Raw genomic sequence first — 26536 nt, forward strand, 5'->3', positions numbered from 1 at the left:
TATGAACCACACTGACAGCGAGGCCCTGGGCTCCGCACGGGCACCCGAGGAGGGTGCCCGTGAGGGGCCGCAAGGCCCGGATATCGACTTTGACGACGACGGCCCGACCTTCGCCTGGCACGACATCGGACTTGAGGATGCGCTCACCCTGCTGGTCTTCTGGACCATGGCAGCGGTGGTGTTCGCCCAGTTCTTCAGTCGCTATGTGCTTGGCTCGCCGCTGGGCTGGACCGAGGAGGTCGCCCGCTATCTGCTGATTTGCGTCGGCTTTCTGGCGGCGACCGTGGGGGTGCGCAAGCGCAGCCACATCCGCCTCGAACTGCTGTATCGCTACCTTCCCCCGCGTGCGTCGGCGGCGATGATCTGGCTGGTCGACCTGGGCCAGCTCGTCTATTTCGTGCTGCTGGGGTGGGTCACCTGGAAGATCCTGCCGCTGATGAGTGCACAGAAGATGACCTCGATGTCGGTCGGCATGGACACACTCTACAGCGTGGTGCTGTTGAGCATCGCCATCATGGCGCTGCGGCAGGCCTGGCAGCTGGTGCGGGCGAGCGGTCCGAAACAGTGGCTGGCGGCGCAGCGAGCTGACACCACCGGCGAGGAGGCATCATGACGCTACTGGTCCTGTTCGGCGGCCTGCTGCTGATGCTGGTGATGGGCTTCCCGGTGATGGTGGCGCTTGGCGCCTCGTCGCTGGCGGCGATCCTGGTGGATGGCAGCGTCCCCGACTTTATCGTGCTGCACCGTATGGTCGGTGGCATGGACAGCTTCCCGCTGCTGTCGATTCCCTTCTTTGTCCTGGCCGGTGCGCTGATGAACTCCGCCGGCATCACCAGTCGCATCTTCGACTTCGCCAGGGCCCTGGTGGGCTGGATGCCCGGGGGGCTCGGCCACGTCAACGTCGGCGCCTCGGTCATCTTTGCCGGCATGTCCGGTGCCGCGGTGGCCGACGCCGGTGGGCTCGGCGCGATCGAGATCAAGGCGATGCGCCGGGCGGGCTATGACCCTGGCTTTTCGGTGGGTATCACCGCTGCCTCGTCCACCATCGGGCCGATCATTCCGCCTAGCCTGCCGCTGGTGATCTACGGCGTGATGGCCTCGGCCTCGATCGGTCAGCTGTTCGCCGCCGGCCTGGTCCCGGGACTGTTGATGGCGCTTTCGCTGATGCTGATGGTGGCCTGGTACGCGGTGCGTTATCAGTATCCGCGTGACGTCGGCTTCGCCCTGGGCTGGATCGCCTTGACCTTCCGTCGTGCCTTTCTGTCACTGCTGACCCCGGTGATCATCGTCGGCGGCATCGTGCTTGGCATCTTCACCGCGACCGAGGCCGCCATCGCCGCGGTGATCTACGCCATGCTGCTGGGGGCGGTGGTCTATCGCACCCTGACCTTCAAGAGACTGCTGGCGGTCACCATGGAGACCATCGAGACCACCGGGATCATCATGATGATCATCGCCGCCTCGTCGATCTTCTCCTGGCTGCTGACCAGTCACCATGTGGCCGAGAACTTCGCCAACTGGATGCTGGCGGTCACCTCCAACCCCACCATCATCCTGCTGTTGATGACGTTGATCCTGTTCGTGGTGGGCTGCTTCATGGAAACCATCGCGGCGATCACCATCCTGGTGCCGATCCTGCTGCCGATCGCGGTCAACCTGGGCGTCGACCCGGTACAGTTCGGTATCGTCATGGTGCTGAACCTGATGATTGGCCTGCTGACGCCACCGGTGGGACTGGTGCTCTACGTGCTCTCGCAGGTGTCCAAGGTGCCCTTCGAGCGCTGCGCCTCGGCGACCCTGCCGTTCCTGATCCCGCTGTTGATCGTGTTGATGCTGGTCACCTTCGTGCCGTCCATCTCGCTGTGGCTGCCGACCTTGATCTATCGATAGTTGCGCATGATGCCACGGGCTGAACTGGCTCGTGGTCGAACGACATTGGCGGGCCTTCGGGTCCGCCATTTTTTTGTCAGCACTAGTACTGTTGCCGGCTCTTCCGCTAGTCAAGCGGATGGGAGATTGCAGCAGCGTGACAATGTTTGCGTGACGTCGTACATGGGTTTGCTCGAGAGGCACCATTCCAAAAAAGACTGAACAATCGGGTGGTGACGACGGTTGCGCGCCCTAGCCAGTGGAACTGGGCGTCGTGGCGAGGGTGTCGGTGTCGAGGGTTTGCTGGTGCTCCAGGATCCAGTCGATAAATCCTCTGACTTTTTCAACCTCCCCCTTGTGCTCGGGATAGGCCAGGTAGTAGGCGCTGCGACTTTTCAGGGAGAATTGCCAAGGTACGACAAGTTGCCCTGTCTGCAGCTCCTCCTGGGCAAGAAAGCGCGGAACCAGCGCGACGCCACAGCCGGCTCTAGCGGCCTGTAGGGACATGTAGAACGTATCGAAGCGTGGGCCGTGGTAGCTATGCGGCGTATAGCGGTCCTGGGCTTCAAACCAGTCATGCCAGCTCTCAGGTCGTGTGGCGCTCTGCAGCAGAACGAGCTGCGTCAACTCAAGTGGATCACTCAGGCCTGTCGCCGGGAGTACGTGAGGGGAGCATACCGGCACAACTTCTTCATCGAGCAGCTTGATGCACTCGGCGCCAGGCCAGACTCCCTGCCCAAAGAAAAAAGCGATATCGACGCGCTCCTGTTCCAGATCGAAGGGAGCAACGCGATTGCTGATATCGAGAAAGACGTTGGGATGGCGAAAGCGGAAACCGTTGAGCCGGGGTATCAGCCAACGCGACCCGAAGGTCGGGAGGGTCGTGACCTTCAGTACTTCACTCTGTCCTCCGTAGGACTGCATGTAGCGAGTCGATATTTCCACTTGCGCGAGGATCTTGCGCACCTCGGTCAGGTACAGGGAGCCTTCTGGAGTGACTTGCAGTCGTTTGCGGATGCGTCTGAACAGAGGGTGCTCAAGCACTGACTCCAGCTGTGCTACCTGCTTGCTGACAGCACTCTGGGTCAGGCTGAGTTCCTCCGCCGCGCGCGTGAAGCTCAGGTGGCGTGCGGCAGTTTCAAAGCATTGCATGGCGGAGATGGTCGGTAGATGGCGGCGGCTCACGGAGGTGCCTCTTTGCGAAAAAAAGGAATGACCTCGGTATAAAACGTCGTTTGAGGCGCGTCAACAAGCAGCGCAATACTGGGCTGGAAACACCAGACGCGATTAATGCAGGAAGGAGAACGAATGATCGACACTATCATGCAGCGCCTCGGCGTCGACGAGTCCCGGTATCGTCATGGTGATCTTCAAGTGACTTCGCCCGGTGATGGCAGGGAGCTTGGACGTGTGCATAGCGAAACCACTGAACAGGTACGTGCTCGCATCGAGAATGCTAAGTCGGCGTTTCTGGCGTGGCGACAAGTGCCTGCGCCGAGGCGAGGGGAATTGGTGCGCCTTTTCGGCGAACAGCTGCGAGAAAACAAGGAAGCGTTGGGAACCCTGGTTACCCTCGAGTGCGGCAAGATCTATCAGGAAGGCCTCGGTGAAGTCCAGGAGATGATCGATATCTGTGACCTCGCCGTGGGACAGTCTCGTCAGCTCCATGGCTTGACCATCGCCTCTGAGCGGCCTGGCCATCACATGCGCGAGAGTTGGCACCCACTGGGGCCGATCGGGCTGATCACCGCCTTCAACTTTCCGGTAGCGCCCTGGGCATGGAACGCTGCGCTAGCGCTTGTATGTGGCAACAGCTTGTTGTGGAAGCCCTCTGAAAAGACACCGATGTGCGCGCTTGCCTGCCAATCACTGTTGCAGCGAGCCATGGCGGAGTTTGGCGATGACGCTCCTGAGCATCTAAGCCAGGTCATTATCGGTGAGCGGGATGTCGGCGAGGCGCTGACGGATGATCCTCGCGTGCCGTTGATCAGCGCCACTGGTAGTACGCGAATGGGACGTGAGGTCGCCCCCCGCGTCGCGGCCCGTTTCGGTCGCAGTATTCTTGAGCTGGGCGGCAACAATGCCATGATCCTGACGCCGAGTGCCGATCTCGACATGGCGGTTCGCGCGATATTGTTTTCCGCAGTGGGTACTTCTGGTCAGCGCTGTACCACCCTTCGCCGTTTGATCGTCCACGAATCTGTGCGCGAAGAAGTGGTCGAGCGGGTCAAGAAGGCCTACGCCAACGTCAGTATCGGCGATCCCCTGGAAGGGAACCTGGTGGGACCTCTGATCGATGGTCAGGCCTTCGATCAAATGCAGTCGGTACTGAGCCAGGCCCGAGACCAGGGCGCAAGCGTCTTTGGGGGCGATCGCTGTCTGGAGCAGCAGATGCCGCAGGCGTACTACGTTGCTCCGGCCATTGTCGAGATGAACGAGCAGAATGATCTGGTTCGCCATGAGACCTTCGCTCCCATCCTTTATGTGATGGGGTATCGCGACTTTGATCAGGCTCTGGCGATGCAAAATGATGTGCCACAGGGCCTGTCCTCCTGTGTCTTCACAACCGATGTGCGAGAGGCGGAGACTTTTCTCTCCGACATGGGCAGTGATTGTGGTATTGCCAACGTCAACATCGGGCCAAGCGGCGCCGAAATCGGGGGCGCTTTCGGTGGAGAAAAAGATACCGGGGGGGGGCGCGAGTCAGGATCCGACGTCTGGAAAAGCTACATGCGCCGACAGACCAATACGGTCAACTACTCACGTGAACTGCCCTTGGCGCAGGGCATCAAGTTTGACTGAACGCTTGAACACCCCGCCTGCCAGGCGGGGTGCCCCTTTCTCCTGTTACTGATGGAGGCCATGAATGACAACAACAATGGCACGTGAACAATGGGGTAGTCGCTTCGGCTACCTGATGGCGGTGATTGGCGCCATGGTCGGTGCTGGAAACATCTGGCGCATGCCTTACGTCACCGGAGAAAACGGTGGCGGTGCCTTTCTTATTGCATACTTCAGTCTGCTCTATCTTATCGCGGTGCCTGGGTTGATGGGCGAAACCAGTCTTGGGCGCTATGCCCGCCAGGGATTGATCGGGACCTTTCGCAAGGTGTACGGCAACAATCGAATGGTCGGTCTTGGGCTGGTGATTCTGATATTTAATGTTGTCCTGATGTCCTACTATTCATCGGTGGTGGGTTGGTCAATCTACTATGCGTATCACGCCATGATCGGCACTTTTACCCAGTCAGGCTTCGATACAGCGGCGCTGTGGCAGGACTTTAGCCAGAACACCATTCTCAACGTAGCCATGCATACAGTTGGCATGGGGATGGTCACCGGGATTCTCCTTTTTGGAATTAAAGGCGGTATCGAGCGTCTAGCTAAATGGATGATGCCGATCCTGACGATTGCCTTGGTTGCCATCGCTATTCGTGGTTTAACCTTGCCCGGTGCGCTCGCAGGGCTAGAGTTCAGTTTTTCACCGAACTGGGAGTATCTGGTCCGTGGAGAAACCTGGCTCGCAGCTCTAGGTCAAGCGCTTTTCTCCACGGGTCTTGGGTGGGGGATCGCCTTGACCTATGGCAGCTACCTGGGCCGCAACGATGACATTCCTCTTGGTGGCGGGATCTTTACCGCTGTGGGTAATACCAGTTTTGGTTTGTTGGCAATATTTGCGGTATTCCCTATCGTTTTCGCCTTTGGGATATCTCCCACTTCCGGGCCCGAGCTTGCCTTCGTGGCGCTGGCCAGTGCCTTTGGCAGCATGACCGGTGGTTATCTCTGGGCGCTATTGTTCTTTGTCGGATTCTTCTTTGCCAACTTGACAACAGCTTTGGCAATAACCGAGGTCGGTGTCACCACCTGTAAGGAAGAGCGGCGACTTCCTCGCGCCCGCGCGGTGGTTATGATTTGCGGAGTTATTTGGGTGTTGGGTATCCCAAGTGCGATGAATGCAGATGTTCTGGGTTACCTGGATTTCGTACTTGGCAACTGGGGCTTGCCGCTGGCGACCTTTATTGTAATGGTGACTATTGGGTGGAAGTTTGATGCACATAGGCTACGTCTGGTAAGCCTAAATCGTGGGGCCGACATCTATATTCCCAGCCTTTGGGAGGCCGTTATCCGCTATCAGATACCGATGATAATGTTGGGTATCATGGCCTACTTCCTGTACAGCAACCTGGCTCAGGCGCCTGTCAAGACTTTGAGTGGACTTGCCGTGCTGACGCTGATGATCCCTCTATGCTTATGGCTGGCGGGACGTTCAACTCAACCGGCGGCTGCGCCAACTGTTATGGGAGAACGAGCCTAATGACCTTTCCCGCTATTGTCGTAATGTTGATATCGATCCTGTCGCTCTGGGGTGTGGCTGCATTGACTATGGTCTACTCCATGCGTCAAGAAGAGAGAAAGCTTGAATTGCTTCAGCAGCAAGAGGGATTCGAGCCCTTCTCTGCAAAGGCCCAGCGAGACATGGAGCGCTGGTTGATTCGTTTTCCCAACGGAGAGCAAGCCGAAGAGATGCGCGGGCTGCTTGAAGAACAGCGTCGTTCACTTGTTACCAACAGACGTCGTTTCTATACCTGGGCCGCTGGGTCAGGCGTTCGAGGCACCCAGCAATGAAGGAGTCGCAAGCATGTTGACGATGGCCAGAGCGCGAACGGAGGACAAGGGCGGCGCCATGCAGGAACACTGTCTCTGGACGACCACATCCCAAGAAGCGTCCCTCACACTGCCGATGCTGCGTGACGTACGACAAGCCGAGGTCGTGGTGATCGGGGGTGGCATCACTGGCTTGAGTACCGCCCTGCACCTTGCGCAAGAGGGTGTGAACGTGGTGTTGCTTGAAGCAGCAGGAATACCAACGGGAGGTTCCGGTCGTAACGTTGGCTTGGTCAATGCTGGGCTGTGGATTCCGCCAGATGACATCTGTGAGGCCCTGGGTAGGGAGGAGGGTGAGCGTGCCAACGAAATCCTCGCTGGCGCGCCCGCCAAGGTCTTCGAGCTGATCAAGCAACACTCCATCCATTGTGATGCCGAGCGAACCGGAACGCTGCACCTGGGCCACAATGCCAAGGGCGAGCGCGAACTAGACCGTCGTGCGGAGCAGCTGCAGCGTCGAGGTGCGCCGGTGGAGCTGGTGGAGGATGAAGCTTGCCGAAGGCTGGTCGGCACGCCGCGAATTCGCCGGGCATTGCTGGATCGGCGAGCGGGGACGTTGAACCCGACCGCCTATACCCGAGGACTGGCACGAGCAGCGAAGGCGGCGGGGGCGGCGTTGTTCGCTGAAAGCCCCGTCCTTAGTCTTCGACGCGAGGGTGACCGATGGCGAGTCGGTACCGAACAGGGGGCTGTGCTGACTGATCGTGTTGTCGTCGCGACCAACGCCTACTCCGAGGGTGAGTGGAATCGGGTAAGGGAGCATTTCTTCCCGGGGCATTTCTTTCAAGTGGCTTCGCCACCGCTGTCGCAGGAAATGGCGGAGGAGATCCTGCCTGAGCGTCAGGGGGCCTGGGATACGCGCATGGTGCTTAGCAGCATGCGACGTGATTCAGAGGGACGATTGATTCTTGGGAGCCTGGGACGAGGTGAGGGGCGTCCTTCTGCCTATCTGCGTTGCTGGGCGGACCGCGTTCAGCGTCACTATTTTCCACAGTTGGGCAGGGTGAGTTGGGAATGTACCTGGTCGGGGAAGATTGCCTTTACCCCTGATCATACTCTCAGGCTGTTCGAACCGGCTCCGGGTATCCTCGCTGCGACCGGCTTCAATGGTCGTGGCATCACCACGGGCACGGTAGTTGGCAAGGGGTTTGCGCGCTATCTGATAAGTGGTGATGACGGCTTGCTGCCATTGCCGATCAAGGCTCATCGACCGATAGCTGCCAAGTCACTCTGGAGTTGTGGTTATGAAGGAGGGTTTACACTCTATCATTCCGGGCAGTGTCTTCGTGTGTTGATCTGACACTGTGCCAGTCGATGCTTGATAGGCATCGTGACGCTGAATACATGTACGCTGTCGAAAAATCTCTGCGGCGGGCCAGTGGCCCGCCGCAGTCGGTTTGCCCTCACGAAATGTCTGCGAGTCGACTCTCAACGCCCCATCCAGCCGCCGTCCACGGTCATCACGCTGCCGTGCATATAGTCCGAGGCGCTGGAGGCCAGAAACACCACCGGTCCCTTGAAGTCAGCGGCGTCGCCCCAGCGACCGGCGGGGATGCGCGTGAGGATGTCGCGAGAACGCTCGGGATCGTCGCGCAGTGCCTGGGTGTTGTCGGTGGCGATGTAACCCGGAGCGACGGCGTTGACGTTGACCCCGTGGGCGGCCCATTCGTTGGCGAAGGCCTTGGTCAACTGGGCGATGCCGCCCTTGCTGGCGGCGTAGCCGGGCACGGTGATGCCGCCCTGAAACGACAGCAGCGAGGCGGTGAAGATCACCTTGCCGCTGCCTCGCGCGACCATCTGCCTGCCGATCTCCCGGGTCAGCACGAAGGGGGCGCTCAGATTGACGTCGATGACCCTGTCCCACAGCGCATCGGTGTGTTCGGTGGCGGGCGCGCGTTCGATGGTGCCGGCGTTGTTGACCAGGATATCGATACGCCGGTCGGCAAGCTGCTCGACCATCGCCATCAGCGCGCTGCGGTCCGACAGGTCGCAGGCGATCCCTGTGCAGTCTCGCCCCAGGGCGCGAACTCGCTCGCCCAGCTCGCCGCCGTCGGCGGTCATGCTGGTGCTGACGGCGATGATGTCGGCACCGGCTTCGGCCAGGCCCAGCGCCATGGCCGCGCCGATGCCGCGTCTCGCGCCTGTCACCAGGGCGGTCTTGCCGTCGAGTGCAAAGGTCGTCAGTACAGCCATCGAAAATCTCCTGAGTGATCGGACGGGCATGTGTCGCAAAGGGAGCTGTCAGCCTAGTGGGCATCCCGGGCGCGGGAAAGGCCGGGGAGGGGCATCGTGCGGATGGCAGTGCTTCGCCTCGACCACATCTTTTACCTTTTAAAGACAAATTTTTTCTTATTAGACCTATGTCTAAGGGGCAGGCATATTGATCGATCCTGAGTGGAAGTGGTTTTTCAAATAATTGAAATTTAACGATTAAATGGAATGTTTCGGGTTGTCGATGTGGTCTCGAGTGCCGTATGAAGGTCAAGATGAAAGCCAAGTTGTAAAAAGTTGTTTGAAAAGCCTTCCGGCGCTTCCTATAGTGACTCCGTCAACGAACAACCCAGTTTGCCAGCGATAGGCGGAGCCCATGAGCATCATCAACGATTACCCCCACGCAGAGCTGTCCAACCTGACCCGCGAGCGACTGATGCGGGCTTCGACGGCGTCGCTGCACACCCTGCTGCACAAGCGGGGTCTGAAGAACACCTATATCCAGAACGTCGGTCGCATGAACAAGAGCCAGGTCAAGATGGTGGGGCAGGCCTACACCCTGCGCTATATCCCGGCCCGCGAGGACCTGGACGTGGTAGCCGCCTTCCGTGATCCGGAGCACCCCCAGCGTCTGGCGGTGGAAAGTGTGCCGCCTGGCCGCGTACTGGTGTCCGACTGCCGTCAGGATGCCAGCGCCGCGAGTGCCGGCAGCATCCTGTTGACCCGCCTGCAGGTGCGCGAGTGCGCGGGCTTTGTGTCAGACGCCGGTGTGCGTGACTCGGAGTACGCCGAGAGCATGTCGATGCCGGTGTTCTGCACCAAGCCCAGCGCCCCGACCAACCTGACCAAGCACCACGCGGTGGATATCCAGCAGCCCATCGGCTGTGGCGGCGTGCCGGTCTATCCCGGCGACGTACTGGTCGGCGACGGCGACGGCGTCATGGTGGTGCCGCTCGAGCTGGCCGACGAGATCGCCGAAGAAGCCAGTGGCATGGAGGCCTTCGAAGCCTACGTGCTGGACAAGGTCAACAACGGCGCGGCGGTCATCGGTCTTTATCCGCCCAACGAACAGGCCCAGGAGGAATACCAGGCCTACCTGCGCGAGCAGAAGTCTCGCGGCTGAAGCAGCAGTCGCGCGGCCAGACAAGCGCCGCCTCATCTACCCCCACACAATCACAAAATAATCCCAGGAGTCGCCATGTTTGCTCTCACTCCCCTCAACGCCACCCTCAGCACGACCCTGCGCAAGCGCCTGATCAAGGGCGCGACCGGCGCTACCCTGGCCGGTGTGGCGCTGGCCGCGGTCGTCGCCGTGCCGACGGCCCAGGCCGACTTCCCCCAGCGTGACATCCGCATGATCGTGCCCTGGCCTGCCGGCGGCGGCGCGGATGCCATCTCGCGCAAGATCAGCAACCTGGCCGAGCAGTCGCTGCCGACCTCGATCTACGTCGAGAACATCGGCGGGGCGGTGACCGCCACCGGCCTGATGCAGTTGGCCAAGGCGCGTCCCGACGGCCACACCATCGGTGTGCTGACCTACGACAGCGTCGTCACCCTGCCGCGGGGCAATATGGTGCCCGGCTACTCGCTGGACAAGCTCGAGCCGTTCGCCCGTGTGACCCAGGAAGCCGACGCCATCGTGGTATCCAAGCAGTCGGGCTTCACCTCCTACGAGGAGCTGATCGAGGCGGCCAGGGAAAATCCCGGCACGGTGCGCATCGGTGTGGCGCCCCAGGGCTCTGGCCCCTACCTGGCGGTACGTCGCCTGGAGGCGGCCACCGGGGTCACCTTCAACGTGATCTCCTATCCGGGGTCGTCCACCGCCGAGGCCGAGGCGCTGCTGTCCGGCGAGATCGACGCCGCCATCTCGAGCCTGGGGGACTTCTCCGGGATCCTGTCCTCGGGTGATGCGCTTGGCGTGGTCGAGCTGTCCGGTTCGCAGAACCCGGCCTATCCCGAGGTGCCGCCGATCTCCGAATTCGACGTGGATCTCGAGACCGGCAGCTTCATCGTGCTGGCGGCGCCGGCCAATACCCCGGAAGACGCCATCGAGACCCTGGAGTCGACCTACCACGAGGCTTACCAGAGCGACGAGTTCCAAGAGTGGGTCACCAGTATTGGTGTCACGCCGGGCTGGCTCGGCAGCGAGGAAGTCAACGAATGGATCGGCAGCTACCAGGAGCGGACCTTCGCCGCCATGGATGAGCTGGACCTGTAAGTCCGGGGTGCAAAGTCCGGGGCGGAAAGTCCGGTGAAAAGTCCGGTGAAACATGTCTGAGCTTCACGCAGCGACCTTCCGCCTCCTGCCTCCATCTGGAGCGGGCGGGTAGAGCACCTGCCTCTGCCGGCCCGCTTCACTTCCCTTCCAACGAACACTGTGTTGTCGGTCTCCCGTCATTGGGGGCCGAGAGAGGTTTCGCATGTCTCGTTCATCTTCATCTCTGCTGGCGCGTGCGCTTGGCCTTGGCCCTGGCTCCAGTGCTGGCGCGATCCGTTTCCACGGCGTGCTGGCGCTGCTGGCCCTGGGCTACCTGATCGGTGGCCTGGCGATGGGGCCTCCGCTGGAGGCCGGCAAGCTGACGCCATCCTTCTTTCCGTTGCTGATCGGTGTGCTGGCCACCGTGCTGTGCGTGCTGCAGTGGTGGTCCTCGGTGCGCAGCGCCGGTGCCCTGGATCGGGACAACGCGGCCGATGAAGGCGATAGGCCGAGGGGCCGTCGTCTTTCGCCGGAGCTGACCCTGATGCTGGCGACTCTGGTCTATGTCCTGGTGTTTCAGTCACTCGGCTATGTGCTGTCCACCCTGGTCTATGTACTGGGCGTGATGCTGTTGTTCTCGGGGCTCGACAAGTGGTTGAGCAAGGCCCTGATCGCGCTGGCCATTACCGCGGTGGGCTTCGTGCTGTTCAACCAGGTCTTCAACGTCCGTCTACCGACACTCTGGGGGTGAGCCATGATGACTGATGCAACCCGCTCGGCGCTCGCTGCCGGGCGACACACCGGGGGTGACCCATGGACTTCCTGACCCAGGTGCTGGCGAGCTTCGGTTTGCTGCTCAATTCCACGGTGCTGTTCTATGTGGTGGCTGGCTTTCTGATCGGCACCGTGTTCTCGGCGATTCCCGGCCTGACCGCGACCCTGGCGCTGGCGTTGCTGCTGCCGCTGACCTACAGCCTGGACGTGACCACGGCGCTGATGGCCTGTGCCAGCATCTATATGGCCGGCATGTGCGGTGGCAGCATCACCGCCACCACCATCAATATTCCCGGTGCACCCTCGTCGATGATGACGGCGCTGGAGGGCTACCCGATGCAGCAGCGCGGCGAAGGGCCTCTGGCGCTGGGCCATGCCTCCTTCGCCTCGATGATCGGCGGCGTGTTCGGGGCGGTACTGCTGGTGCTGCTGGCGCCCTTGATCGCCGACCTGTCGCTGCTGGTGCAGACCACCGGCAAGTGCGCGCTGATCCTGTTTGCGCTGATCGTCATCGTCATCGCCCAGCGGGGCAATGTCCGCCGTGCGGCTATCGCCGCCTGTCTGGGGCTGATGCTTGCCACCGTGGGGCTCGACGCCATGGTGCCGGTGGCCCGGTTCAGCTTCGGCATGGGTGACCTGGCGGCGGGGATCGACCTGATGCCGGTGATCATTGGTACCTTCGCCATCAGTGAGCTGTTGACCCAGCTTGCCGAGAACGACAAGGCCCAGGCCATTCGCGATAAGCTCAAGGGAGTGGCGAAGATTCGTCGCCGCGACTTCATCCCGTCGCGTTCGGCGATCCGCCGTATCGGCGCGGCCTGCTATCTGAAGTCTTCCACCATCGGCTATCTGGTAGGCACGCTGCCCGGGGCCGGGGGCTCGATGGGGGGCTTTCTGGCCTACGTGGAAGCGGTGCGTACCTCGCGCGAGCCGGACAGCTTCGGCAAGGGCAATCCCCAGGGGATCGCGGCGGCGGAAAGCGCCAACAACGCGGTCTGCGGCGGCGCCCTGGTGCCCATGTTGACCTTCGGTATCCCGGGCGACCCGATCACCGCCATCGTGCTCGGCGTGCTGGTCATCAACGGCATCCAGCCGGGGCCGCAGCTGATGGAATCCCAGGCCGGACTGATCGCGCCCATGCTGGCGGCACTGATCTTCAGCGCGCTGATCCTGATTCCGCTGACCATGTACCTGCTCGGGCCTTACTTTATCCGCATCGTGCGCATTCGCCGTGACGTGCTGTTTGGCTCGATCGCCATGCTGGCGGTGGTGGGCAGCTACGTGGCGACCTACTCGACCTTCCAGATGATGATGACGCTGGTCATGGGGGTGCTGGCCTTCTATCTGAGAAAGCACGGCTATCCGGTGGTAACGCTGCTGCTCGGCTTTATCCTCGGCCCGGGCCTCGAGGAGTACCTGCGCCGTTCCCTGACCCTGTCCAACGGTGACCTGACGGTCTTCGTGACCCAGCCCGACAGTCTGTTCTTCATCGTGCTGACCGGGGTGTTCGTGTACTTCCTGGCGATCCGCAAGCCGGTGCAGTTGAAGGGTAGCCAGAACACGACCTGAGGCCCGTACAGATTCCAGAGCAGGAAACTTCAGCGCCTGTCCGACGGCACATCGCCCGGGTCAGGCGCTTTTTTTTGTTCATGATGCCGAGCGGAAGGGTCGGGCGAGTGGCCTGGTTGGCCACGATCCTCCATGAAGTCTTCGCTCGCTCCCTCCGCGTCAAACCACTCGTCCCAGGTCTTGTCGGCAGGAGTGAGGGCGCCTCTTTGAGTCGTGGAGACGATACCGCCTCTATTTGCGTCCTCGGCAAAGGCGGCTGCCTCTGGCTGGCGTACCGCCTGGGAACGGTTGGATGGAAAGACGTAGCCTCTGCGCATCGTCGCGAGCCTCTTGTATGTAAAGGATGTGCCTAGCCTAGGCGAGCTTGCTCCTTGAAGGCATCTCCGGGGTGTCTCAGGGGCATCTTGGGGGCATTTCTGGGCAGACGCGACAAGTCGGGGCCCGCTGGAGAGTAGATCGACACCATCAAAAAAGGCCCTCGCCGGTGGCGAGGGCCTCGTTGATGGTGCGCCAGGGACGCCGGTGGGCTGGCGTCGCCTGTTGTAGAGAAGTAGAGAAGGAGAGAAGGAGAAAAAGAAAGAACGCTGGGCTAGCGCTTGCCGTTCACCAGGCGGGTCAGCCCCAGAGGGTTGTCGGCCTTGAGGCTGTCCGGGGCCAGGGCCTCGGGCATCGCCTGGTAGCACACCGGACGCAGGAAGCGCTGGATCGCGGCGCTGCCCACCGAGGTGGTGCGCGAGTCGGAGGTCGAGGGCCAGGGGCCGCCATGGACCATGGGGTGGCACACCTCGACGCCGGTGGGCCAGCCGTTGAACAGGATGCGACCGGCGCGACGCTCAAGCAGCGGCAGCAACTGGTCGGCCAGCGCGTAGTCGGCTTCCTCGAGGTGGACCGTGGCGGTCAACTGGCCTTCCAGCGCGGTCAGCACCTGCTGCATCTGTGCCACCGAGTCGCACTCGACGATCAGCGCGCAGGCTCCAAAGACCTCGTCATGCAGAGCGGCGTTGCCGATGAAGTCACTGGCGCTGGTGCGCAGCAGGTGCGGCTGGCAGGGGCAGGCAAGATGGCCGGTGGCCTTGCCCTTGGCGACCAGGCTGACGCCCGGCTGGTCGGTGAGTTGGGCGACTCCCTGCTCGTAGGCGGCGTGGATGCCGGGGGTCAGCATCAGCTGTGGGGCGGCTTCGCGTACCGCAGCACCGGCCTGCTCGACGAAGCGCTCAAGCGCGGCACCAGATAGTGCCAGAATCAGCCCCGGGTTGGTGCAGAACTGGCCGGCGCCCATGGTCAGCGACGCGACGAAGGCGTCGCCCAGGGCCTCGGCGTTGGCTTCCAGCTGCTGCGGCAGCAGCAGGACCGGATTGATGCTGCTCATCTCGGCGTAGACCGGGATCGGCTGGGGGCGTGCCTGGGCGGTGCGCAGCAGGGCGGTGCCGCCGTTGCGCGAGCCGGTGAAGCCCACCGCCTGGATGCGTGGGTCCTTGACCAGGGCCTGGCCGAGCTCGCTGCCGCTGCCATAGAGCAGCGAGAACACGCCCTCGGGCATTTTGCTGCTCTTGGCGGCCTGTTGCAGGGCGCGTCCGACCAGCTCCGAGGTGCCGGGGTGGGCGGAGTGAGCCTTGACGATCACCGGGCAGCCCGCGGCCAGCGCGGCGGCGGTATCGCCGCCGGCCACCGAGAACGCCAGCGGGAAGTTGCTGGCGCCAAACACCGCCACCGGACCCAGCGGCACCTGCTGCTGGGCGAGGGAGGGGCGTGGCATGGGCGCGCGCTCGGGCAGGGCGTCCTCGATGCGTACGTCGAGATAGTCGCCGCTGCGCAGGACCTCGGCGAACAGTCTGAGCTGTCCGCAGGTGCGGCCACGCTCGCCTTCAAGGCGTGCCCTGGGCAGGCCGGTCTCGGCCATGGCGCGCTCGGTCAGGGTGTCGCCGAGGGCATCGATATTGTCGGCTGCCGCCTCGAGAAAGGCCGCGCGGTCTGCAAGCGGCAGGCGGCGGTAGGCCAGGAAGGCGTCCTCGGCCAGCTGGCAGGCGCGCTCCACCTCGGCCTGGCCCGCCAGGGGGTAGGCCGGGGCAAGGGTCTCGCCGGAGGCGGGGTTGACCGCCGAGATGGTGCGTCCGTCGGTGGCACCGGCCACCGAGGAAAAGCCGATCAGATGATGACCTTCGATAGTCATGGGGACTCCTGTTATTGCGCAGTGAAGATGATGAAAGGTGGCAAGGGGCGGCCGCAGCCAAGCCGGGGTCGACACGCACGAAACCTGCAATCGCAGTGCGCAGCGAACGCCGAGTAGGGGAGTGGATAGCGAAGCGGCCGGAAGCATGTCCGGCCGCTCGGGGCTCTAGCGGGCTGGCGTCGACAGCGCCGTCACGCCGTTGGCCCGGGATGCTGCGATATGCCTCAGGGGCACATCTGGCCGCCGTTGACGTCGATCACCTGGCCGGTGATGTAGCCGCTGGCAGCGTGGGAGGCCAGGAACAGGAAGGACGGTGCAACCTCCTCGGAGGTGCCAAGGCGGCCCATGGCGATGGTGGAGGCGATCTTCTCTTTCACCTCCGCGCTCTTGTCGGCGTGGAAGGCGGTGTCGATGGTGCCCGGTGCGACGATGTTGAAGCGCACGTTGTCCTTGGTGAATTCCTTTACCCAGTTGCGATGCAGGTTGTGCAGCATGGCCTTGGAGCCGCCGTACAGAGAGGCGCCGAGGCCACCGCCTTCGCGACCGGCGATGGAACCGGTGCTGATGACGCTGGCGGTCTCGCCGCGCTTCTCGGCGGAGGCCTTCAGGTGCGGCATGGCGAAGCGGGTGGTCATGATCACCGAGCGCAGGTTCAGGTCCATCACCAGGTTGAAGTCGTCGTCCTCGAGGGACTCGAGGCCCTTGCGAACGCCGAGGCCGCCGGCGTTGTTCACCAGCACGTCAAGGCTGCCGAACTGCTCGACAAATTCGTTGACCAGGGTCTCGCACTCGCCGCTCTTGGTCAGGTCGCGCTCATAGTAGGCGAAGCGCGCACCCTCGGACTCCAGCTGGGCGATCAGCTCCTCGGCGGCGCTGTCCTTCTGGCTGCTGTTGATGCCGACGATGGCACCCTGGCGGGCGAAGGCCACCGCGGCGGCACGACCGATGCCCTTGGTGGAGCCGGTGATAAGGACGGTCTTGTCGTTGAGATCGGCGAACATGAAGTGCTCCTGAACGAATCGGGCCTGCAACAGGCCGCATCATGGATGTTGATAGGAGAAAGGAGGGCGCAGCGCGACCAGCCTGGGATTGTGGGATAAACCTTAGCCTAGCGTCTGGTGGACTTCAAACAAATACTAACAAGTGGGCATGGTACTTTGGTCTTGTGGGCATGGAGCTACTGTCAAAGAGAACTTTGGAAAGCTCGGTGTTTACGATCTGCGTTTTATTTAAATTGTTGTGATAAAAGGGTTGTTGTGGGGTTTTGGCGATCGGTTTTTCCTCTCGACGGGAGGCAGTGACGGCTCGTCTACGGGGCCCGTTAGCATAAAGTATAAGTTGTAATAACTTGTCTAGTTGGCGCCGTGGCGGCACTCTTGCAAGCGTTCTTTCCGGTGGTGGGTCGCCACGACCTTGACCGGACCCCAGACGCTCGACGACAAGAGAGATAACTCATGCGAACGCTCCCACGCCTGCTTTGCGCTTCCCTGCTGGTGGCCACCTCCACGGTTGCCGTCGGTGACGACTATCCCTCCAAGCCGATCACGCTGATCGTGCCCTGGTCCGCCGGTGGCGGCACCGACGCCGTCGGTCGGCAGTTTGCCGCCGGGCTGCAGGAAGAGCTGGGGCAGCCGGTCAACGTGGTCAACCGTACCGGTGGCTCCGGTGTGGTCGGCCATATGGCGATGAAGATGGCGCGTCCCGATGGCTACACCCTGGGCCTGGGCACCGCCGAGATCGCGACCTATCGCCATATCGGCACCGCCGACCTGTCCTACGAGGACTTTACCCCGATCGCGCTGCTCAACCTCGATTATGCGGCCTTCACTGTCAACGCCGAGTCGCCCTGGCAGAACCTGGAAGACGCTCTGTCCGACCTGGCCGAGTCACCCAACGAGTACACCGTATCGGGTTCTGCGCCAGGTGCTGCCTACCACCTGTCGTTCGCTGGCTTCCTCGACCAGCAGGGCATCGATCCGAACACCGTCAATCTGGTACCCAGTGAAGGTGCCGCGCCGGGCCTGCAGGAGCTGGCCGCGGGCGGTGTCGACATCGTCTTCTCGTCGCTGCCGGAGACCGAGTCCATGCGTGAATCCGACCGCGTCCGCACCCTGGCGGTGCTGTCCAGCGAGCGCGAGGAGGCCTTCCCGGATATCCCGGCGGCCGGCGAGGTGACCGGTGATGACTGGTCCCACGGTTCCTGGCGTGGACTGATCGGCCCCGAGGGTCTGCCTGAAGACGTCTCCGAGCGTCTGTTGAGCGCAGCCGAGACGGTGTGGAACTCCGAGGACTTCCAGTCGTTCATGGAAGGCCGCGGCTTCGGCGCCGTGTGGGAAGGTCCGGAAGGCTTCGAGGCATTCATGGCCGAACAGGATGCCAACAACGCCTCCATCATCGACCAGCTTGGCCTGGCCCAGTAACCGAGAGTCCAGTAACTGAAGGCTCAGTAACCGAGAGCCCAGTAGCTGAAGGCCCAGTAACCGAGGGCCCAGTGACAGATCGCTCGGTGACAGAAAGCTCACCGAGCGGTCCGCTGGCTCAGGCTGCAATTCACCCGATTGAGCGCCGCCTTCGCGGCGCACTGACAAAGGCGCGGAAACGCCCGGGAGAACGTCATCATGCGTACCAGTGACGCGGTATCGGGAACCATGGCGGCGGCCCTGGGGGCCGCCCTCATCGTCGCTTCCGCGGACTTGAGTCCGCTGCCGCGCCAGGTCTATGGCGCCGGCACCTTCCCCAAGGTGGTGGGGGCCCTGCTGCTGTTGATGGGAGGGCTATTGGTGCTCAAGGGCCTGCGCCAACGCCAGCCCTGGGCGCGCTGGACCTCCAAGGTAACCGGCCGAGCGTTTGTGCTGGCGCTGGCGGCGGTGGTCGCCAGTGTCATCGCCTACGTGGTGCTCACGCCGCTGCTGGGTTTTCCGATCGTTGCGGTGGCGCTTCTGACGCTGTTGTTTCGCGCCTATCACCGTCGTGGTTGGGGGCGTGCGCTGTTGATCGCGGTGATTGCCACGACCGTGATCTGGATGCTGTTCGCACAGCTTCTGCACGTGCCGCTGGAGGCAGGACTGCTTGAACGGGTGCTCTACTGATGAATGAATTGATGCAAGCCGCTGCCATGGTGCTCGACGGCGAGGTGCTTTTGGTGATTGTCGCCGCCTCGTTGTTCGGACTCTTCATGGGAGCTATCCCTGGTCTCACCGCCACCATGGCAACCGCCTTGCTGGTGCCGGTGACCTTTTTCATGGAGCCGCTGCCGGCCATCGCCGCCATCGTCTCCGCCACCGCCATGGCGATCGTCGCCGGTGACATTCCCGGTGCCTTGCTGCGCATGCCGGGGACGCCAGCGTCGGCGGTCTACGCCGACGAAGCCTACCTGATGGGCAAGAAGGGCAAGCTTGGCCTGGCGCTTGGTATCAACGTCACCTGCTCGATGCTCGGTGGCATCATCGGGGTCGCGGTGCTGGCGCTGTTTGCCCCGCGGATCGCCGAATTTGCGCTGCAGTTCACCAGCGACGAGTACTTCTGGCTGGCGCTGCTGGGGTTGTCCTGTGCGATTCTGGTCGCCGGCGGTGATCCGCTCAAGGGCGCCATCTCGATGCTGATCGGCCTGTCGCTGGCGATGATCGGCATGGACAGTGTGTCCGGCCAGATGCGCTTCACCATGGGCAGCTATGACCTGCTCGCGGGGATCTCGTTGCTGCCGGTGCTGATCGGCCTGTTCGCCATCACCGAACTGCTGCGCAGCCTGCCCAACGCCGGGCAGCGCGCCTCCAGGGTGGAAACGCCCAAGGGCAAGCTGCTCGACGGCGTGGCCCGTACCACCTGGCGCTACAAGGGCGGCGTCGCCCGTGGCGGGCTGCTCGGCACCATGATCGGTGCACTGCCGGGTGCCGGCGCCGACATCGCCTCCTGGATCAGCTACGCCATCAGTCGCAAGCTGTCGCGGGAGCCGCAGAAGTACGGCACCGGCCATCCGGAAGGGCTGGTCTCGGCCAGCGCCGCCAACAACGCGGCCCTGTCCGGCGCCTATATCCCGGCCCTGGTGTTCGGCATTCCGGGGGATACCGTCACCGCCATCATCATCGGCGTGCTGACCACCAAGGGCATCACCCCGGGCCCCGACGTCTTCACCGAGCAGGGGGCTCTGGTCAACGCCATCTTCATGGTGTTCGTGCTGGCCAACCTGTTGCTGCTGCCGCTGGGGCTGATGGCGATCAAGGGTGCCGGCAGGCTGCTGGCCGTGCCCACTGGCGTTCTCTACCCATTGATCCTGATGTTTTGTATCGTGGGGGCCTTCTCCGCCAACAACAGCATGTTCGATGTCTGGGTGATGCTCGGCCTGGGGCTGGTCGGCGTATTCCTGATGGAGAATGATTTCCCGCTGGGCCCGCTGATTCTGGCCTTTATTCTCGGCCCGATCATCGAGAGCAATTTCATGCGCTCGATCCTCAAGTCAGACGGTGACCTGATGGCCTTCGTCGACCGGCCCATCGCCATGGTGCTGGCGGGGCTGGCGATCCTGACCTGGACCCTGATCATCGCCAACGGCGTGTGGAAGGGCCGCAAGGCCGGCAAGGGCGGCGGAGTCACTACCGAGGCGTCCTGATCCGCGGGCGGTGGTGATCCGCCCGGATAGGGCAGGTAGAGGCGAGAGGCGCCCTGTGTGGCCTAAAGGCCCAATGCGGGGCGCCTTTTGCAGTGGTAAAAGGGAGGTGGCGCCTGATGGTACAAGCCAGGCGGCTTCCAGGGAACAGAGAACCGGAGCAGGGCAAGATGGCACAAGACGAAAAATTTTCACTGGCTTCGGCGGTCTACGAGAAGATTCTGGAAGCGATCATCGAGGGCCAGTATCCGGTCAACAAGAAACTGCCGACCGAAGCGCAACTGTGCCAGCGCTACGAAGTGTCCCGGCCGGTGCTGCGTGATGCCCTGGCGCGCCTCAAGGAAGACGAACTGGTGGTGTCCCGGCGGGGCTCCGGCAGTTTCGTGATCCGTCAGCCCGACAGTGCGGTGCTCAAGTTCGCACCGATCTCGAGCATCGCCGATATCCAGCGCTGCTTCGAGTTTCGTACCAACGTCGAGGCGCGGGCGGCGCACCTGGCGGCGTTACGACGTACCCAGGAGCAGCTCGACCAGATCCGTCGCTGCTACGACATCATCGATGAGGCCAACGCCCGCCACGATCTGGCCACCGACGAGGACTATCGCTTTCACCTGGCGATCACCGAGGCGGCCAGCAACCACTACTACATCACCGTACTGAAGTCGCTCAACGAGAGCATCAAGGAAGGCATGAACCTGACCCGGGGGCTGTCATTGATGGCCTCTCAGGAGCGCTTGAAGCTAGTCCAGGATGAGCACCTGGCGATCGTCGAGGCGATCAGCGACAAGGATGGCGAGCGCGCCGAAGCCGCCATGCGCGCCCATATCGACAACGCCCGGCATCGCATGTTCGAGGGGAGCCAATAGGGGCGCGGGGGCCTGCTGGCGTGCCTGAACGCGGCCCTCCAGGATAATTTTGAAGTGGGTCGCTGAGTGGCTCGGGACTCGGAAGAAAGGAAGGTATTCCCGAGCGAGTGTTCTTTATCTGCGCATGGACAGCCCAGCTGTCTGGCCTGGTGACGTGCTTAGCTGTGTGTGCCCTGTTCTTCGCTTGTCTCTCCATGTTGCACGTCAGTACGCTGGCTTTTGGCATAGACAAACTCTGGGTCAAGATCGATTCCTGATTCCCATTCGATGGTGTCAAATGATACCCGAACGCGATCAAATACCTTGCGATCCTTTAGCTTCTGAAACACTCCAAAATCCAGGTAGGTTTTCATATCCAGGACGCCATTCTCTCCGTTGTCAAAATGGATCGAGAGGCGATAGTCGTCAATCGGTGTAACCTTTTTCACAGATGGGTACATGATTTCCCCCTCACTGTAATGGCTGGATCTTGAAGGGTTCTTCGCCGTTCATGACCAGTCGCCAGTCTGCCATCAATTCGTCCTGATGAAGCTCGGCCCATGCCAGGACAAGCTTGGTTTGCTTCCTTGGCAGATCTCCTTGAATAATCTCACATGTACGGATATTGACAGTGTCTTGCCGAAGGTTTTTCGGCCCAAATTCGTGTGCGGCAGTAGCGTCGAGCCGAGCGACATGTGGTCAAGCTAGCCGGGGCGCGGCGGTCATGTCCAGATGGCACGCCCGAGTCCAATCGTATCCACCAGGCGGCTGACAGTCAGTCGTTTTCCTAAGGCTCGTTGCCGCTAGAGGGGATCTTGCCGACGCGGGTGAATCTCGAGGTGGCTCAGGCCAAGTTCGTGGCTCTCGCTATGCTCGATAGCCCGGCCAGCGAGCGAGCCCCGTCGACGATGCTCGTCGACCTCGATGGTGTTCCCCTCACGCACGTCTTTACAGGATAAGCCCCGCCGAGGCGGGGCTTATCTCGTTACAACTGTGTACAGCGGTGGCTTTCGTACTCGCAGGGCTGCTGCGGGTCGCTTCGGGGGTCAGTAGAACAACAGCGGGTCGAGGATGCCCTGGGGATAGGTCAGGGTCAGAAACTCTGCCATCGCCAGCAGGAATGCCAGTACCCCCAGCGCCATCAGCACCGCGACCCAGGGCTTGAGCTTGGCGATGGCCAGCAGGAACACCAGGGTGAACATTGTGGCCGTGGTGATGAAGCCCAGCGTCAGCATGACGGCGACGAGGGCAAAGAAGCCGACCAGCCAGATGGCTTCTCGGGCGAAGGTCTGACGCTCCCAGCGGGGGCGACGTACCACGCTGCGGACGATCTCGGCCAGACAGGCCAGGGCCATGATGGCAATCGCGAGCCGTGGCATGATGCCGCCGATCAGTGACAACTCCGAGACGTTGACCCAGGCGCTGGCCGCCAGCACCAGCAGGGCTCCCAGCAGCACGATATCGATGATCCCCAGACGATGGGATTCAGCGTCGGGCTTAGGCTCGGTGGCCGCGGCGCCCACCGACATCGGCTGACGCCGCTTCTTGATCTGCTTGCCGATCACCGGAATGAACATGGCGGCAAGAATCATGGCGCCGATGATCAGCACGCCGGGGCGCAGGAAGGCGTCGGTGCCCTGGAACTGGACCGCCTGGTAGAAGTAGGCCTCGGCGCCCGGTGCCAGCACAAAACCGATCAGGAAGGCCGGACGTGACCAGTTGGCCTGCTTGAACAGCACACCCAGCACGCCGATGGCACTCAGGGCGAGCAGATCGCCGGTGGCGCGGGTGGCCTGGAAGGCGGCGAACATGATCAGCACCGTGATCAGCGGCGCCAGGGTGGCAAAGGGCACCCGGGTCAGGTTGGCCACGGGACGGGCCAGGATCAGGCAGAGCGCGGCGCCGAGGATATTGGCGAGGGCCAGCGACCAGATGATGGTGTAGGTCAGGTCCAGATGGGTCTCGATCATGCCGACCCCCGGCTGCAGGCCGAGCAGCAGCAGGCCGCCCAGGAACACCGCCGCAGTGCCTGAACCGGGCACCCCGAACAGCAAGGTCGGCACCATCGCGCCACAGGCGCAGGCGTTGTTGGCCGACTCCGGGGCGATGACGCCGCGAATATCCCCCTTGCCGAACTCGGAGCTGTCCTTGGCCGATTGCACCGCATGGCCGTAGGTCAGCCAGTCCACCACCGAGCCAGCGAGCCCCGGAATGGTGCCGACCAGGCTGCCGATGGCGGCGCAGCGTGCGACCAGCCCGCGCTGCTGGCCGACGTCCTGGATACCGCGACGCCAGCCTTCACCGAGGCGACATGGCTTCTCGGCGATGGCGCCTCGCTTGACCAGCAGATCGATGATCTCCGGCAGGGCGAAGATGCCGAGGCCGACGACCACCAGCGGCAGGCCATCGAACAGGTAGTCGATGTCGAGGTTCAGACGAAATTCTCCGGTGGCCGGTGCCATGCCGATACCCCCCACCAGCAGACCCAAGCCACAGGCGGCCAGACCCTTGAACAGGTCGGCTCCCGACAGCACCGCCACCATGGAAAGCCCGAGCAGGGTCAGCATGAACAGTTCCGATGACGAGAACGACAGCACCAGTGGTCTTGCGATCAGGATAAAGCCGGTCAGTACCACGGCACCGATCAGGCCGCCGATCATCGATGACAGAAAGGCGCTGGACAGAGCCCGTGCGGCCTGGCCTTTCTTGGCCAGGGAGAAACCGTCGATGACGGTGGCCTGTGACGCGCTGGAGCCGGGAATGCCCAGCAGCACGGAGGCGAAGGTGTCGCCGGTGGGGATGACCGCCACCAGGCCCATCAGCATGCCGAGTGCGACCGTGGGCTCCATGCCGTAGAGAAAGGGCAGCAGCAGTGACATGCCGGCGATGCCGCCGAGGCCTGGAATGATGCCGACGACCAGGCCAACCAGCACCCCCCAGCGTCATGAACAGCAGATGGGACAGGGTAAACAGCTGTCCCAGGCTGGAAAGAAGGATATCAAGCATGGCGTGTGGCTCTCGAGTTGTTGGTGACGCCCGAGGGCGTCTTGTTGAAGTCGTTGAGCCAGGAGGCGCCGGCCGTCGCGGCCGGCGCTTCCCGAACGGTGTCAGATCCTGGCGTTGTGCTTCTCCTCGAGCCACTTGGCCAGCCACTCACGGGTCGCCTCATCGATCGACATGGCGTCTTCCAGGTGGCGCTGGATGACGTCACCGATGACCGGGGTATAGGGGCCGAGCTGGGCCTCTGCGTCCTGCTTGAACTCATCGGTGGCGACGAACTCGCGGGCAGCGTCACGGTAGGCGTCGACCAGCTCCTGAGGGGTGTCCCTGGGCACCATGATCAACTTCTGCAGGGCGAAGCCAGAGGCGAAGAACTTGCGAAATGCCTCATAGGCAGGCCCGGAGGGCGCCTCGCCGTGACGCGCCTGGTAGACCTCGTTGAAGGTCGGCAGGTCGGGGAAGGCCGGGTCGCGAACAATCTTGCCGTCGTCGTCGAGCAGGCCCAGCGAGAACAACGGCACTGCCTTGCCGGACTCGACCAGCGGGGTGACGTTGCTCAGGTAGGCCGAGCTGGTCTGGAAATCGATGTCCGCTTCGCCGCGTTCGAAGGCCAGTCGTCCCTCGCCGCGGCTACGCATACCGAACACCGCCTGGACGTCGGCGCCGAGCAGGTCGAGGGCGATCAGCACGGGCAGCTCGAGACCGGTGGGGTTCTGGGCGGCCAGCTTGACCGGCTGGCTGAGCAGGGCATCGATCGCCGCGTCGGCGGTGTCGCCAAGGCTCGGCTGGCCATAGACCACCCCGCCGGTGGGGGTCGCCAGGATCGGCGTCCATTAGCTGTAGTCATAGCGTACGCGGCGATCATCCAGCATCGCCGGGTACTGGGTGGAGGCCGATGTGCCGAGCCAGTTTGAACCGTCGGCCTTGGCGCGCATGGCGAACAGATTGGCGCCATTGATCGAGCCGCCTCCCGGGACGTTGTCGATCATGATGGTCGGCTCGCCGGGGATATAGTCGCTGAGCCAGGGCGAAAAGAAGCGCGCCCACACATCGGTGCCGCCGCCGACGCCGAACGGCACGGTCCACTTGATATTGGCGGGTACCTCGACCTCTGCGGCCTGGGCATTGCCGGCGAGGCTGGCGCCTGCGATGGCGATGCCGAGTGCCGCGGCCCTGGTAACGCGGGACAAGGCGAGGCGTGATGCGGTGAACGAGGAAGGTTTACGGGTCATCATGGCGTGTCTCCTGACGGTCGTTGTGACGATTGTTATGTCGGTTGGGGAGGTGGTGATTGTTATGGCGGTTGTGGTTGTCGGGCGCGGCGGCGCTCGGCGCAGCCGCGCAGCGTCCTTGTCGGTGCAGATCAGTCCGGGCCGGGGCGGCTGGAAGACGTGCCGGGCAGAGTAGGGTCGGGCAGGGCGTAGAACAGGGTGCCGCTCATGATCTTTCTGGCGGTGCGGATCAATGAGGCCCGGGCGATATCGCCGGGGTCGCCGTCGCGGTGTTCCACCTGGAGGTCGATGAAGCCCGACGGGTGCTCCAGGCTGACGGCCGCCTTGAGGTCACCGGCCTTGAGTTGCCCTGCATCGATGGCGATGCGATTGGCGACGGTGCCAGGGACGCTGACGGCGCTCGCCACAGCGATGGCACCGGTGACAGCGATCGCCTTGTGACAGCGATGGGGGACAAAGTAGCGGGTGCACAGGGTGCGCTCGGCATCCTCGGCGGGCGAGGCCAGCACTGGCTTCGGTAGCACGCTGTCGCTGACGTCACCAAGCCCCATCAGCTCTCCTGCATGACGACGGATCCTCTCCAGACGCTTGAGCAGGTCGCTGTCGCTATCCAGCTCAAGGGGCGTCTCGCGGCCACTCAGTCCAAGCTCTCGCGCGTCGATCATGATGATCGGGGTGGCCGCATCCAGGCAGGATACGGTGACACCGTCGATGGTGTCGGCGGCCTGGCCGGTCGGGAGCAGTCCCGACGTCTTGGTTCCGACGATGTCGAGAAAGCTCAGTTGAATGGCGGCGGAACTGCCGGGGACACCGCTGATGCGAGTGTCGCCGTCGTAGCGGACCTGGCCGGCGTCGGTGGGTACGTGGCACTCGATCAGTCGCTGGGTGTTGAGGTTGCGTACCCGCACCAGGGTGTAGTCCGGTTGCGGCTCCACCAGGCCGGACTCGATGGCGTAGGGGCCGACGGCAGACAGCATGTTGCCGCAGTTGGGGTTGAAGTCGACACGGCGGTTGAGCACGTCCACCTGGGCGAACAGGTAGTCCACGTCGGCGTCCGGGTGGCTGGAGCGCTCGACGATGGCCACCTTGCTGGTCAACGGGTCGCCGCCGCCGATTCCGTCGATCTGCAGGGCGTGGCCGGAGCCCATCAGGCTGATCAGGATTTCCGCCCTGGCGGGCTCGTCGTCGGGGAGGTCGCTCATGCGCAGGAAGGGCCCGCGGGAGGTGCCGTCGCGCATGATCATGCAGGGGATGCTGTTCATCATCGTGATGCCACGCCGTTGTTGGAGGTCGTGGTATCAGCTTGTCAGGCGTCTATTGATGCTTCAAATGCAAAGTTTGGCGTCTATCAATGCGAAATGGGGATTAATGCGCTATGGTTATTAGTCCAAAAGCCTTCAT

The 26536-nt window shown here is 62.7% G+C and carries 23 protein-coding genes and 1 pseudogene; 14 read left to right on the top strand and 10 right to left on the bottom strand.

What is annotated here, in order from left to right; genetic code table 11:
* Window position 1 precedes the first annotated feature (1 nt).
* Together NKF27_RS06735 and NKF27_RS06740 are read left to right on the top strand one after the other, a co-directional pair.
* Entirely contained in the window at window positions 2-613 is a 612-nt protein-coding gene (locus NKF27_RS06735; protein WP_253555826.1) for a TRAP transporter small permease, read from the top strand.
* Window positions 610-1890, top strand: coding sequence for a TRAP transporter large permease (locus NKF27_RS06740; protein ID WP_108131714.1), 1281 nt, complete (start codon window positions 610-612; stop codon window positions 1888-1890). Before NKF27_RS06735 ends, NKF27_RS06740 begins: the two co-directional genes overlap by 4 nt.
* Window positions 1891-2121: 231 nt before the next feature.
* Here the strand turns inward: NKF27_RS06740 and NKF27_RS06745 are convergent, their stop codons facing one another.
* Window positions 2122-3054: a LysR family transcriptional regulator gene (locus NKF27_RS06745; protein ID WP_253555827.1), complete on the bottom strand. Its 933-nt coding sequence runs from the start codon at window positions 3052-3054 to the stop codon at window positions 2122-2124.
* 123 nt (window positions 3055-3177) lie between these two features.
* Between NKF27_RS06745 and NKF27_RS06750 the strand changes: the two genes are divergently transcribed.
* The 4 genes from NKF27_RS06750 to NKF27_RS06765 all read left to right on the top strand — a co-directional run bounded on the left by NKF27_RS06750 (window position 3178) and on the right by NKF27_RS06765 (window position 7834).
* On the top strand, window positions 3178-4671 hold the full coding sequence (locus tag NKF27_RS06750; RefSeq protein WP_253555828.1) for an aldehyde dehydrogenase family protein: 1494 nt from the start codon (window positions 3178-3180) through the stop codon (window positions 4669-4671).
* A 64-nt stretch (window positions 4672-4735) separates the two neighbouring features.
* Window positions 4736-6184 carry a sodium-dependent transporter gene (locus NKF27_RS06755; RefSeq protein WP_253555830.1) on the top strand — a complete coding sequence of 483 codons (1449 nt, stop codon included), beginning with the start codon at window positions 4736-4738 and terminating at the stop codon, window positions 6182-6184.
* Window positions 6184-6495: a hypothetical protein gene (locus tag NKF27_RS06760; protein ID WP_253555832.1), complete on the top strand. Its 312-nt coding sequence runs from the start codon at window positions 6184-6186 to the stop codon at window positions 6493-6495. Before NKF27_RS06755 ends, NKF27_RS06760 begins: the two co-directional genes overlap by 1 nt.
* A gap of 13 nt (window positions 6496-6508) precedes the next feature.
* On the top strand, window positions 6509-7834 hold the full coding sequence (locus NKF27_RS06765) for an FAD-binding oxidoreductase (protein ID WP_253555834.1): 1326 nt from the start codon (window positions 6509-6511) through the stop codon (window positions 7832-7834).
* Between the two features lie 128 nt (window positions 7835-7962).
* Here the strand turns inward: NKF27_RS06765 and NKF27_RS06770 are convergent, their stop codons facing one another.
* The gene (locus NKF27_RS06770; protein ID WP_253555836.1) at window positions 7963-8727 is read right to left on the bottom strand and encodes an SDR family NAD(P)-dependent oxidoreductase; all 765 of its coding nucleotides are present in this window, start codon (window positions 8725-8727) and stop codon (window positions 7963-7965) included.
* A 394-nt stretch (window positions 8728-9121) separates the two neighbouring features.
* Between NKF27_RS06770 and NKF27_RS06775 the strand changes: the two genes are divergently transcribed.
* The 4 genes from NKF27_RS06775 to NKF27_RS06790 all read left to right on the top strand — a co-directional run bounded on the left by NKF27_RS06775 (window position 9122) and on the right by NKF27_RS06790 (window position 13285).
* Entirely contained in the window at window positions 9122-9868 is a 747-nt protein-coding gene (locus NKF27_RS06775; protein WP_045994114.1) for a ribonuclease activity regulator RraA, read from the top strand.
* A gap of 75 nt (window positions 9869-9943) precedes the next feature.
* Window positions 9944-10963: a tripartite tricarboxylate transporter substrate binding protein gene (locus NKF27_RS06780; RefSeq protein ID WP_108449893.1), complete on the top strand. Its 1020-nt coding sequence runs from the start codon at window positions 9944-9946 to the stop codon at window positions 10961-10963.
* Between the two features lie 202 nt (window positions 10964-11165).
* Window positions 11166-11693 (top strand): tripartite tricarboxylate transporter TctB family protein, encoded by a 528-nt coding sequence (locus NKF27_RS06785; protein ID WP_253555837.1) that lies wholly within the window; start codon window positions 11166-11168, stop codon window positions 11691-11693.
* Window positions 11694-11755: 62 nt separating this feature from the next.
* The gene (locus tag NKF27_RS06790) at window positions 11756-13285 is read left to right on the top strand and encodes a tripartite tricarboxylate transporter permease (protein ID WP_253555838.1); all 1530 of its coding nucleotides are present in this window, start codon (window positions 11756-11758) and stop codon (window positions 13283-13285) included.
* A 589-nt stretch (window positions 13286-13874) separates the two neighbouring features.
* Here the strand turns inward: NKF27_RS06790 and NKF27_RS06795 are convergent.
* The gene (locus NKF27_RS06795) at window positions 13875-15455 is read right to left on the bottom strand and encodes an aldehyde dehydrogenase (NADP(+)) (RefSeq protein ID WP_253555839.1); all 1581 of its coding nucleotides are present in this window, start codon (window positions 15453-15455) and stop codon (window positions 13875-13877) included.
* Between the two features lie 224 nt (window positions 15456-15679).
* Window positions 15680-16456 carry an SDR family NAD(P)-dependent oxidoreductase gene (locus tag NKF27_RS06800; RefSeq protein ID WP_222515339.1) on the bottom strand — a complete coding sequence of 259 codons (777 nt, stop codon included), beginning with the start codon at window positions 16454-16456 and terminating at the stop codon, window positions 15680-15682.
* 453 nt (window positions 16457-16909) lie between these two features.
* Here NKF27_RS06800 and NKF27_RS06805 point away from each other — a divergent pair, with 453 nt between their 5' ends.
* From NKF27_RS06805 to NKF27_RS06820, 4 genes are all read left to right on the top strand, one after another.
* On the top strand, window positions 16910-17875 hold the full coding sequence (locus NKF27_RS06805) for a tripartite tricarboxylate transporter substrate binding protein (RefSeq protein WP_253555840.1): 966 nt from the start codon (window positions 16910-16912) through the stop codon (window positions 17873-17875).
* 198 nt (window positions 17876-18073) lie between these two features.
* Window positions 18074-18544, top strand: coding sequence for a tripartite tricarboxylate transporter TctB family protein (locus NKF27_RS06810; RefSeq protein WP_052704466.1), 471 nt, complete (start codon window positions 18074-18076; stop codon window positions 18542-18544).
* A complete protein-coding gene (locus NKF27_RS06815; RefSeq protein WP_231498536.1) occupies window positions 18544-20061 on the top strand; it encodes a tripartite tricarboxylate transporter permease in 1518 nt (505 codons plus the stop codon). The genes NKF27_RS06810 and NKF27_RS06815 overlap by 1 nt, the downstream gene beginning before the upstream one ends.
* 167 nt (window positions 20062-20228) lie before the next feature.
* The gene (locus tag NKF27_RS06820) at window positions 20229-20924 is read left to right on the top strand and encodes a FadR/GntR family transcriptional regulator (RefSeq protein WP_253555841.1); all 696 of its coding nucleotides are present in this window, start codon (window positions 20229-20231) and stop codon (window positions 20922-20924) included.
* 158 nt (window positions 20925-21082) lie between these two features.
* Here the strand turns inward: NKF27_RS06820 and NKF27_RS06825 are convergent, their stop codons facing one another.
* From NKF27_RS06825 to NKF27_RS06845, 6 genes and pseudogenes are all read right to left on the bottom strand, one after another.
* Window positions 21083-21364, bottom strand: a complete 282-nt coding sequence (locus NKF27_RS06825) for a DUF2442 domain-containing protein (RefSeq protein WP_253555842.1) — start codon at window positions 21362-21364, stop codon at window positions 21083-21085.
* Window positions 21365-21374: 10 nt separating this feature from the next.
* On the bottom strand, window positions 21375-21527 hold the full coding sequence (locus NKF27_RS21150; protein ID WP_222569224.1) for a DUF4160 domain-containing protein: 153 nt from the start codon (window positions 21525-21527) through the stop codon (window positions 21375-21377).
* Window positions 21528-21949: 422 nt separating this feature from the next.
* A pseudogene (locus tag NKF27_RS06830) lies at window positions 21950-23909 on the bottom strand (tripartite tricarboxylate transporter permease).
* 101 nt (window positions 23910-24010) lie between these two features.
* Entirely contained in the window at window positions 24011-24703 is a 693-nt protein-coding gene (locus NKF27_RS06835; protein WP_253555843.1) for a hypothetical protein, read from the bottom strand.
* A gap of 33 nt (window positions 24704-24736) precedes the next feature.
* Window positions 24737-25138 carry a hypothetical protein gene (locus NKF27_RS06840; protein ID WP_253555844.1) on the bottom strand — a complete coding sequence of 134 codons (402 nt, stop codon included), beginning with the start codon at window positions 25136-25138 and terminating at the stop codon, window positions 24737-24739.
* 128 nt (window positions 25139-25266) lie between these two features.
* A complete protein-coding gene (locus NKF27_RS06845) occupies window positions 25267-26400 on the bottom strand; it encodes a 4-oxalomesaconate tautomerase (RefSeq protein WP_253555845.1) in 1134 nt (377 codons plus the stop codon).
* Between the last annotated feature and the right edge of the window lie 136 nt (window positions 26401-26536).

The sequence above is a fragment of the Halomonas sp. DN3 genome, from assembly GCF_024137905.1.
Taxonomy (GTDB): Bacteria; Pseudomonadota; Gammaproteobacteria; order Pseudomonadales; family Halomonadaceae; genus Halomonas; species Halomonas litopenaei.

What these genes read in the sequence shown, in the direction of transcription:
- NKF27_RS06825 (WP_253555842.1), bottom strand. Translation starts at nt 21,364, where the DNA reads ATGTACCCATCTGTGAAAAAGGTTACACCGATTGACGACTATCGCCTC.
- NKF27_RS06770 (WP_253555836.1), bottom strand. Translation starts at nt 8,727, where the DNA reads ATGGCTGTACTGACGACCTTTGCACTCGACGGCAAGACCGCCCTGGTG.
- NKF27_RS06780 (WP_108449893.1), top strand. Translation starts at nt 9,944, where the DNA reads ATGTTTGCTCTCACTCCCCTCAACGCCACCCTCAGCACGACCCTGCGC.
- NKF27_RS06790 (WP_253555838.1), top strand. Translation starts at nt 11,756, where the DNA reads ATGGACTTCCTGACCCAGGTGCTGGCGAGCTTCGGTTTGCTGCTCAAT.
- NKF27_RS06740 (WP_108131714.1), top strand. Translation starts at nt 610, where the DNA reads ATGACGCTACTGGTCCTGTTCGGCGGCCTGCTGCTGATGCTGGTGATG.
- NKF27_RS06805 (WP_253555840.1), top strand. Translation starts at nt 16,910, where the DNA reads ATGCGAACGCTCCCACGCCTGCTTTGCGCTTCCCTGCTGGTGGCCACC.
- NKF27_RS06810 (WP_052704466.1), top strand. Translation starts at nt 18,074, where the DNA reads ATGCGTACCAGTGACGCGGTATCGGGAACCATGGCGGCGGCCCTGGGG.
- NKF27_RS06755 (WP_253555830.1), top strand. Translation starts at nt 4,736, where the DNA reads ATGACAACAACAATGGCACGTGAACAATGGGGTAGTCGCTTCGGCTAC.
- NKF27_RS06765 (WP_253555834.1), top strand. Translation starts at nt 6,509, where the DNA reads ATGTTGACGATGGCCAGAGCGCGAACGGAGGACAAGGGCGGCGCCATG.
- NKF27_RS06815 (WP_231498536.1), top strand. Translation starts at nt 18,544, where the DNA reads ATGAATGAATTGATGCAAGCCGCTGCCATGGTGCTCGACGGCGAGGTG.
- NKF27_RS06820 (WP_253555841.1), top strand. Translation starts at nt 20,229, where the DNA reads ATGGCACAAGACGAAAAATTTTCACTGGCTTCGGCGGTCTACGAGAAG.
- NKF27_RS06840 (WP_253555844.1), bottom strand. Translation starts at nt 25,138, where the DNA reads ATGATGACCCGTAAACCTTCCTCGTTCACCGCATCACGCCTCGCCTTG.
- NKF27_RS06760 (WP_253555832.1), top strand. Translation starts at nt 6,184, where the DNA reads ATGACCTTTCCCGCTATTGTCGTAATGTTGATATCGATCCTGTCGCTC.
- NKF27_RS06785 (WP_253555837.1), top strand. Translation starts at nt 11,166, where the DNA reads ATGTCTCGTTCATCTTCATCTCTGCTGGCGCGTGCGCTTGGCCTTGGC.
- NKF27_RS06750 (WP_253555828.1), top strand. Translation starts at nt 3,178, where the DNA reads ATGATCGACACTATCATGCAGCGCCTCGGCGTCGACGAGTCCCGGTAT.
- NKF27_RS06800 (WP_222515339.1), bottom strand. Translation starts at nt 16,456, where the DNA reads ATGTTCGCCGATCTCAACGACAAGACCGTCCTTATCACCGGCTCCACC.
- NKF27_RS06735 (WP_253555826.1), top strand. Translation starts at nt 2, where the DNA reads ATGAACCACACTGACAGCGAGGCCCTGGGCTCCGCACGGGCACCCGAG.
- NKF27_RS06775 (WP_045994114.1), top strand. Translation starts at nt 9,122, where the DNA reads ATGAGCATCATCAACGATTACCCCCACGCAGAGCTGTCCAACCTGACC.
- NKF27_RS06795 (WP_253555839.1), bottom strand. Translation starts at nt 15,455, where the DNA reads ATGACTATCGAAGGTCATCATCTGATCGGCTTTTCCTCGGTGGCCGGT.
- NKF27_RS06845 (WP_253555845.1), bottom strand. Translation starts at nt 26,400, where the DNA reads ATGATGAACAGCATCCCCTGCATGATCATGCGCGACGGCACCTCCCGC.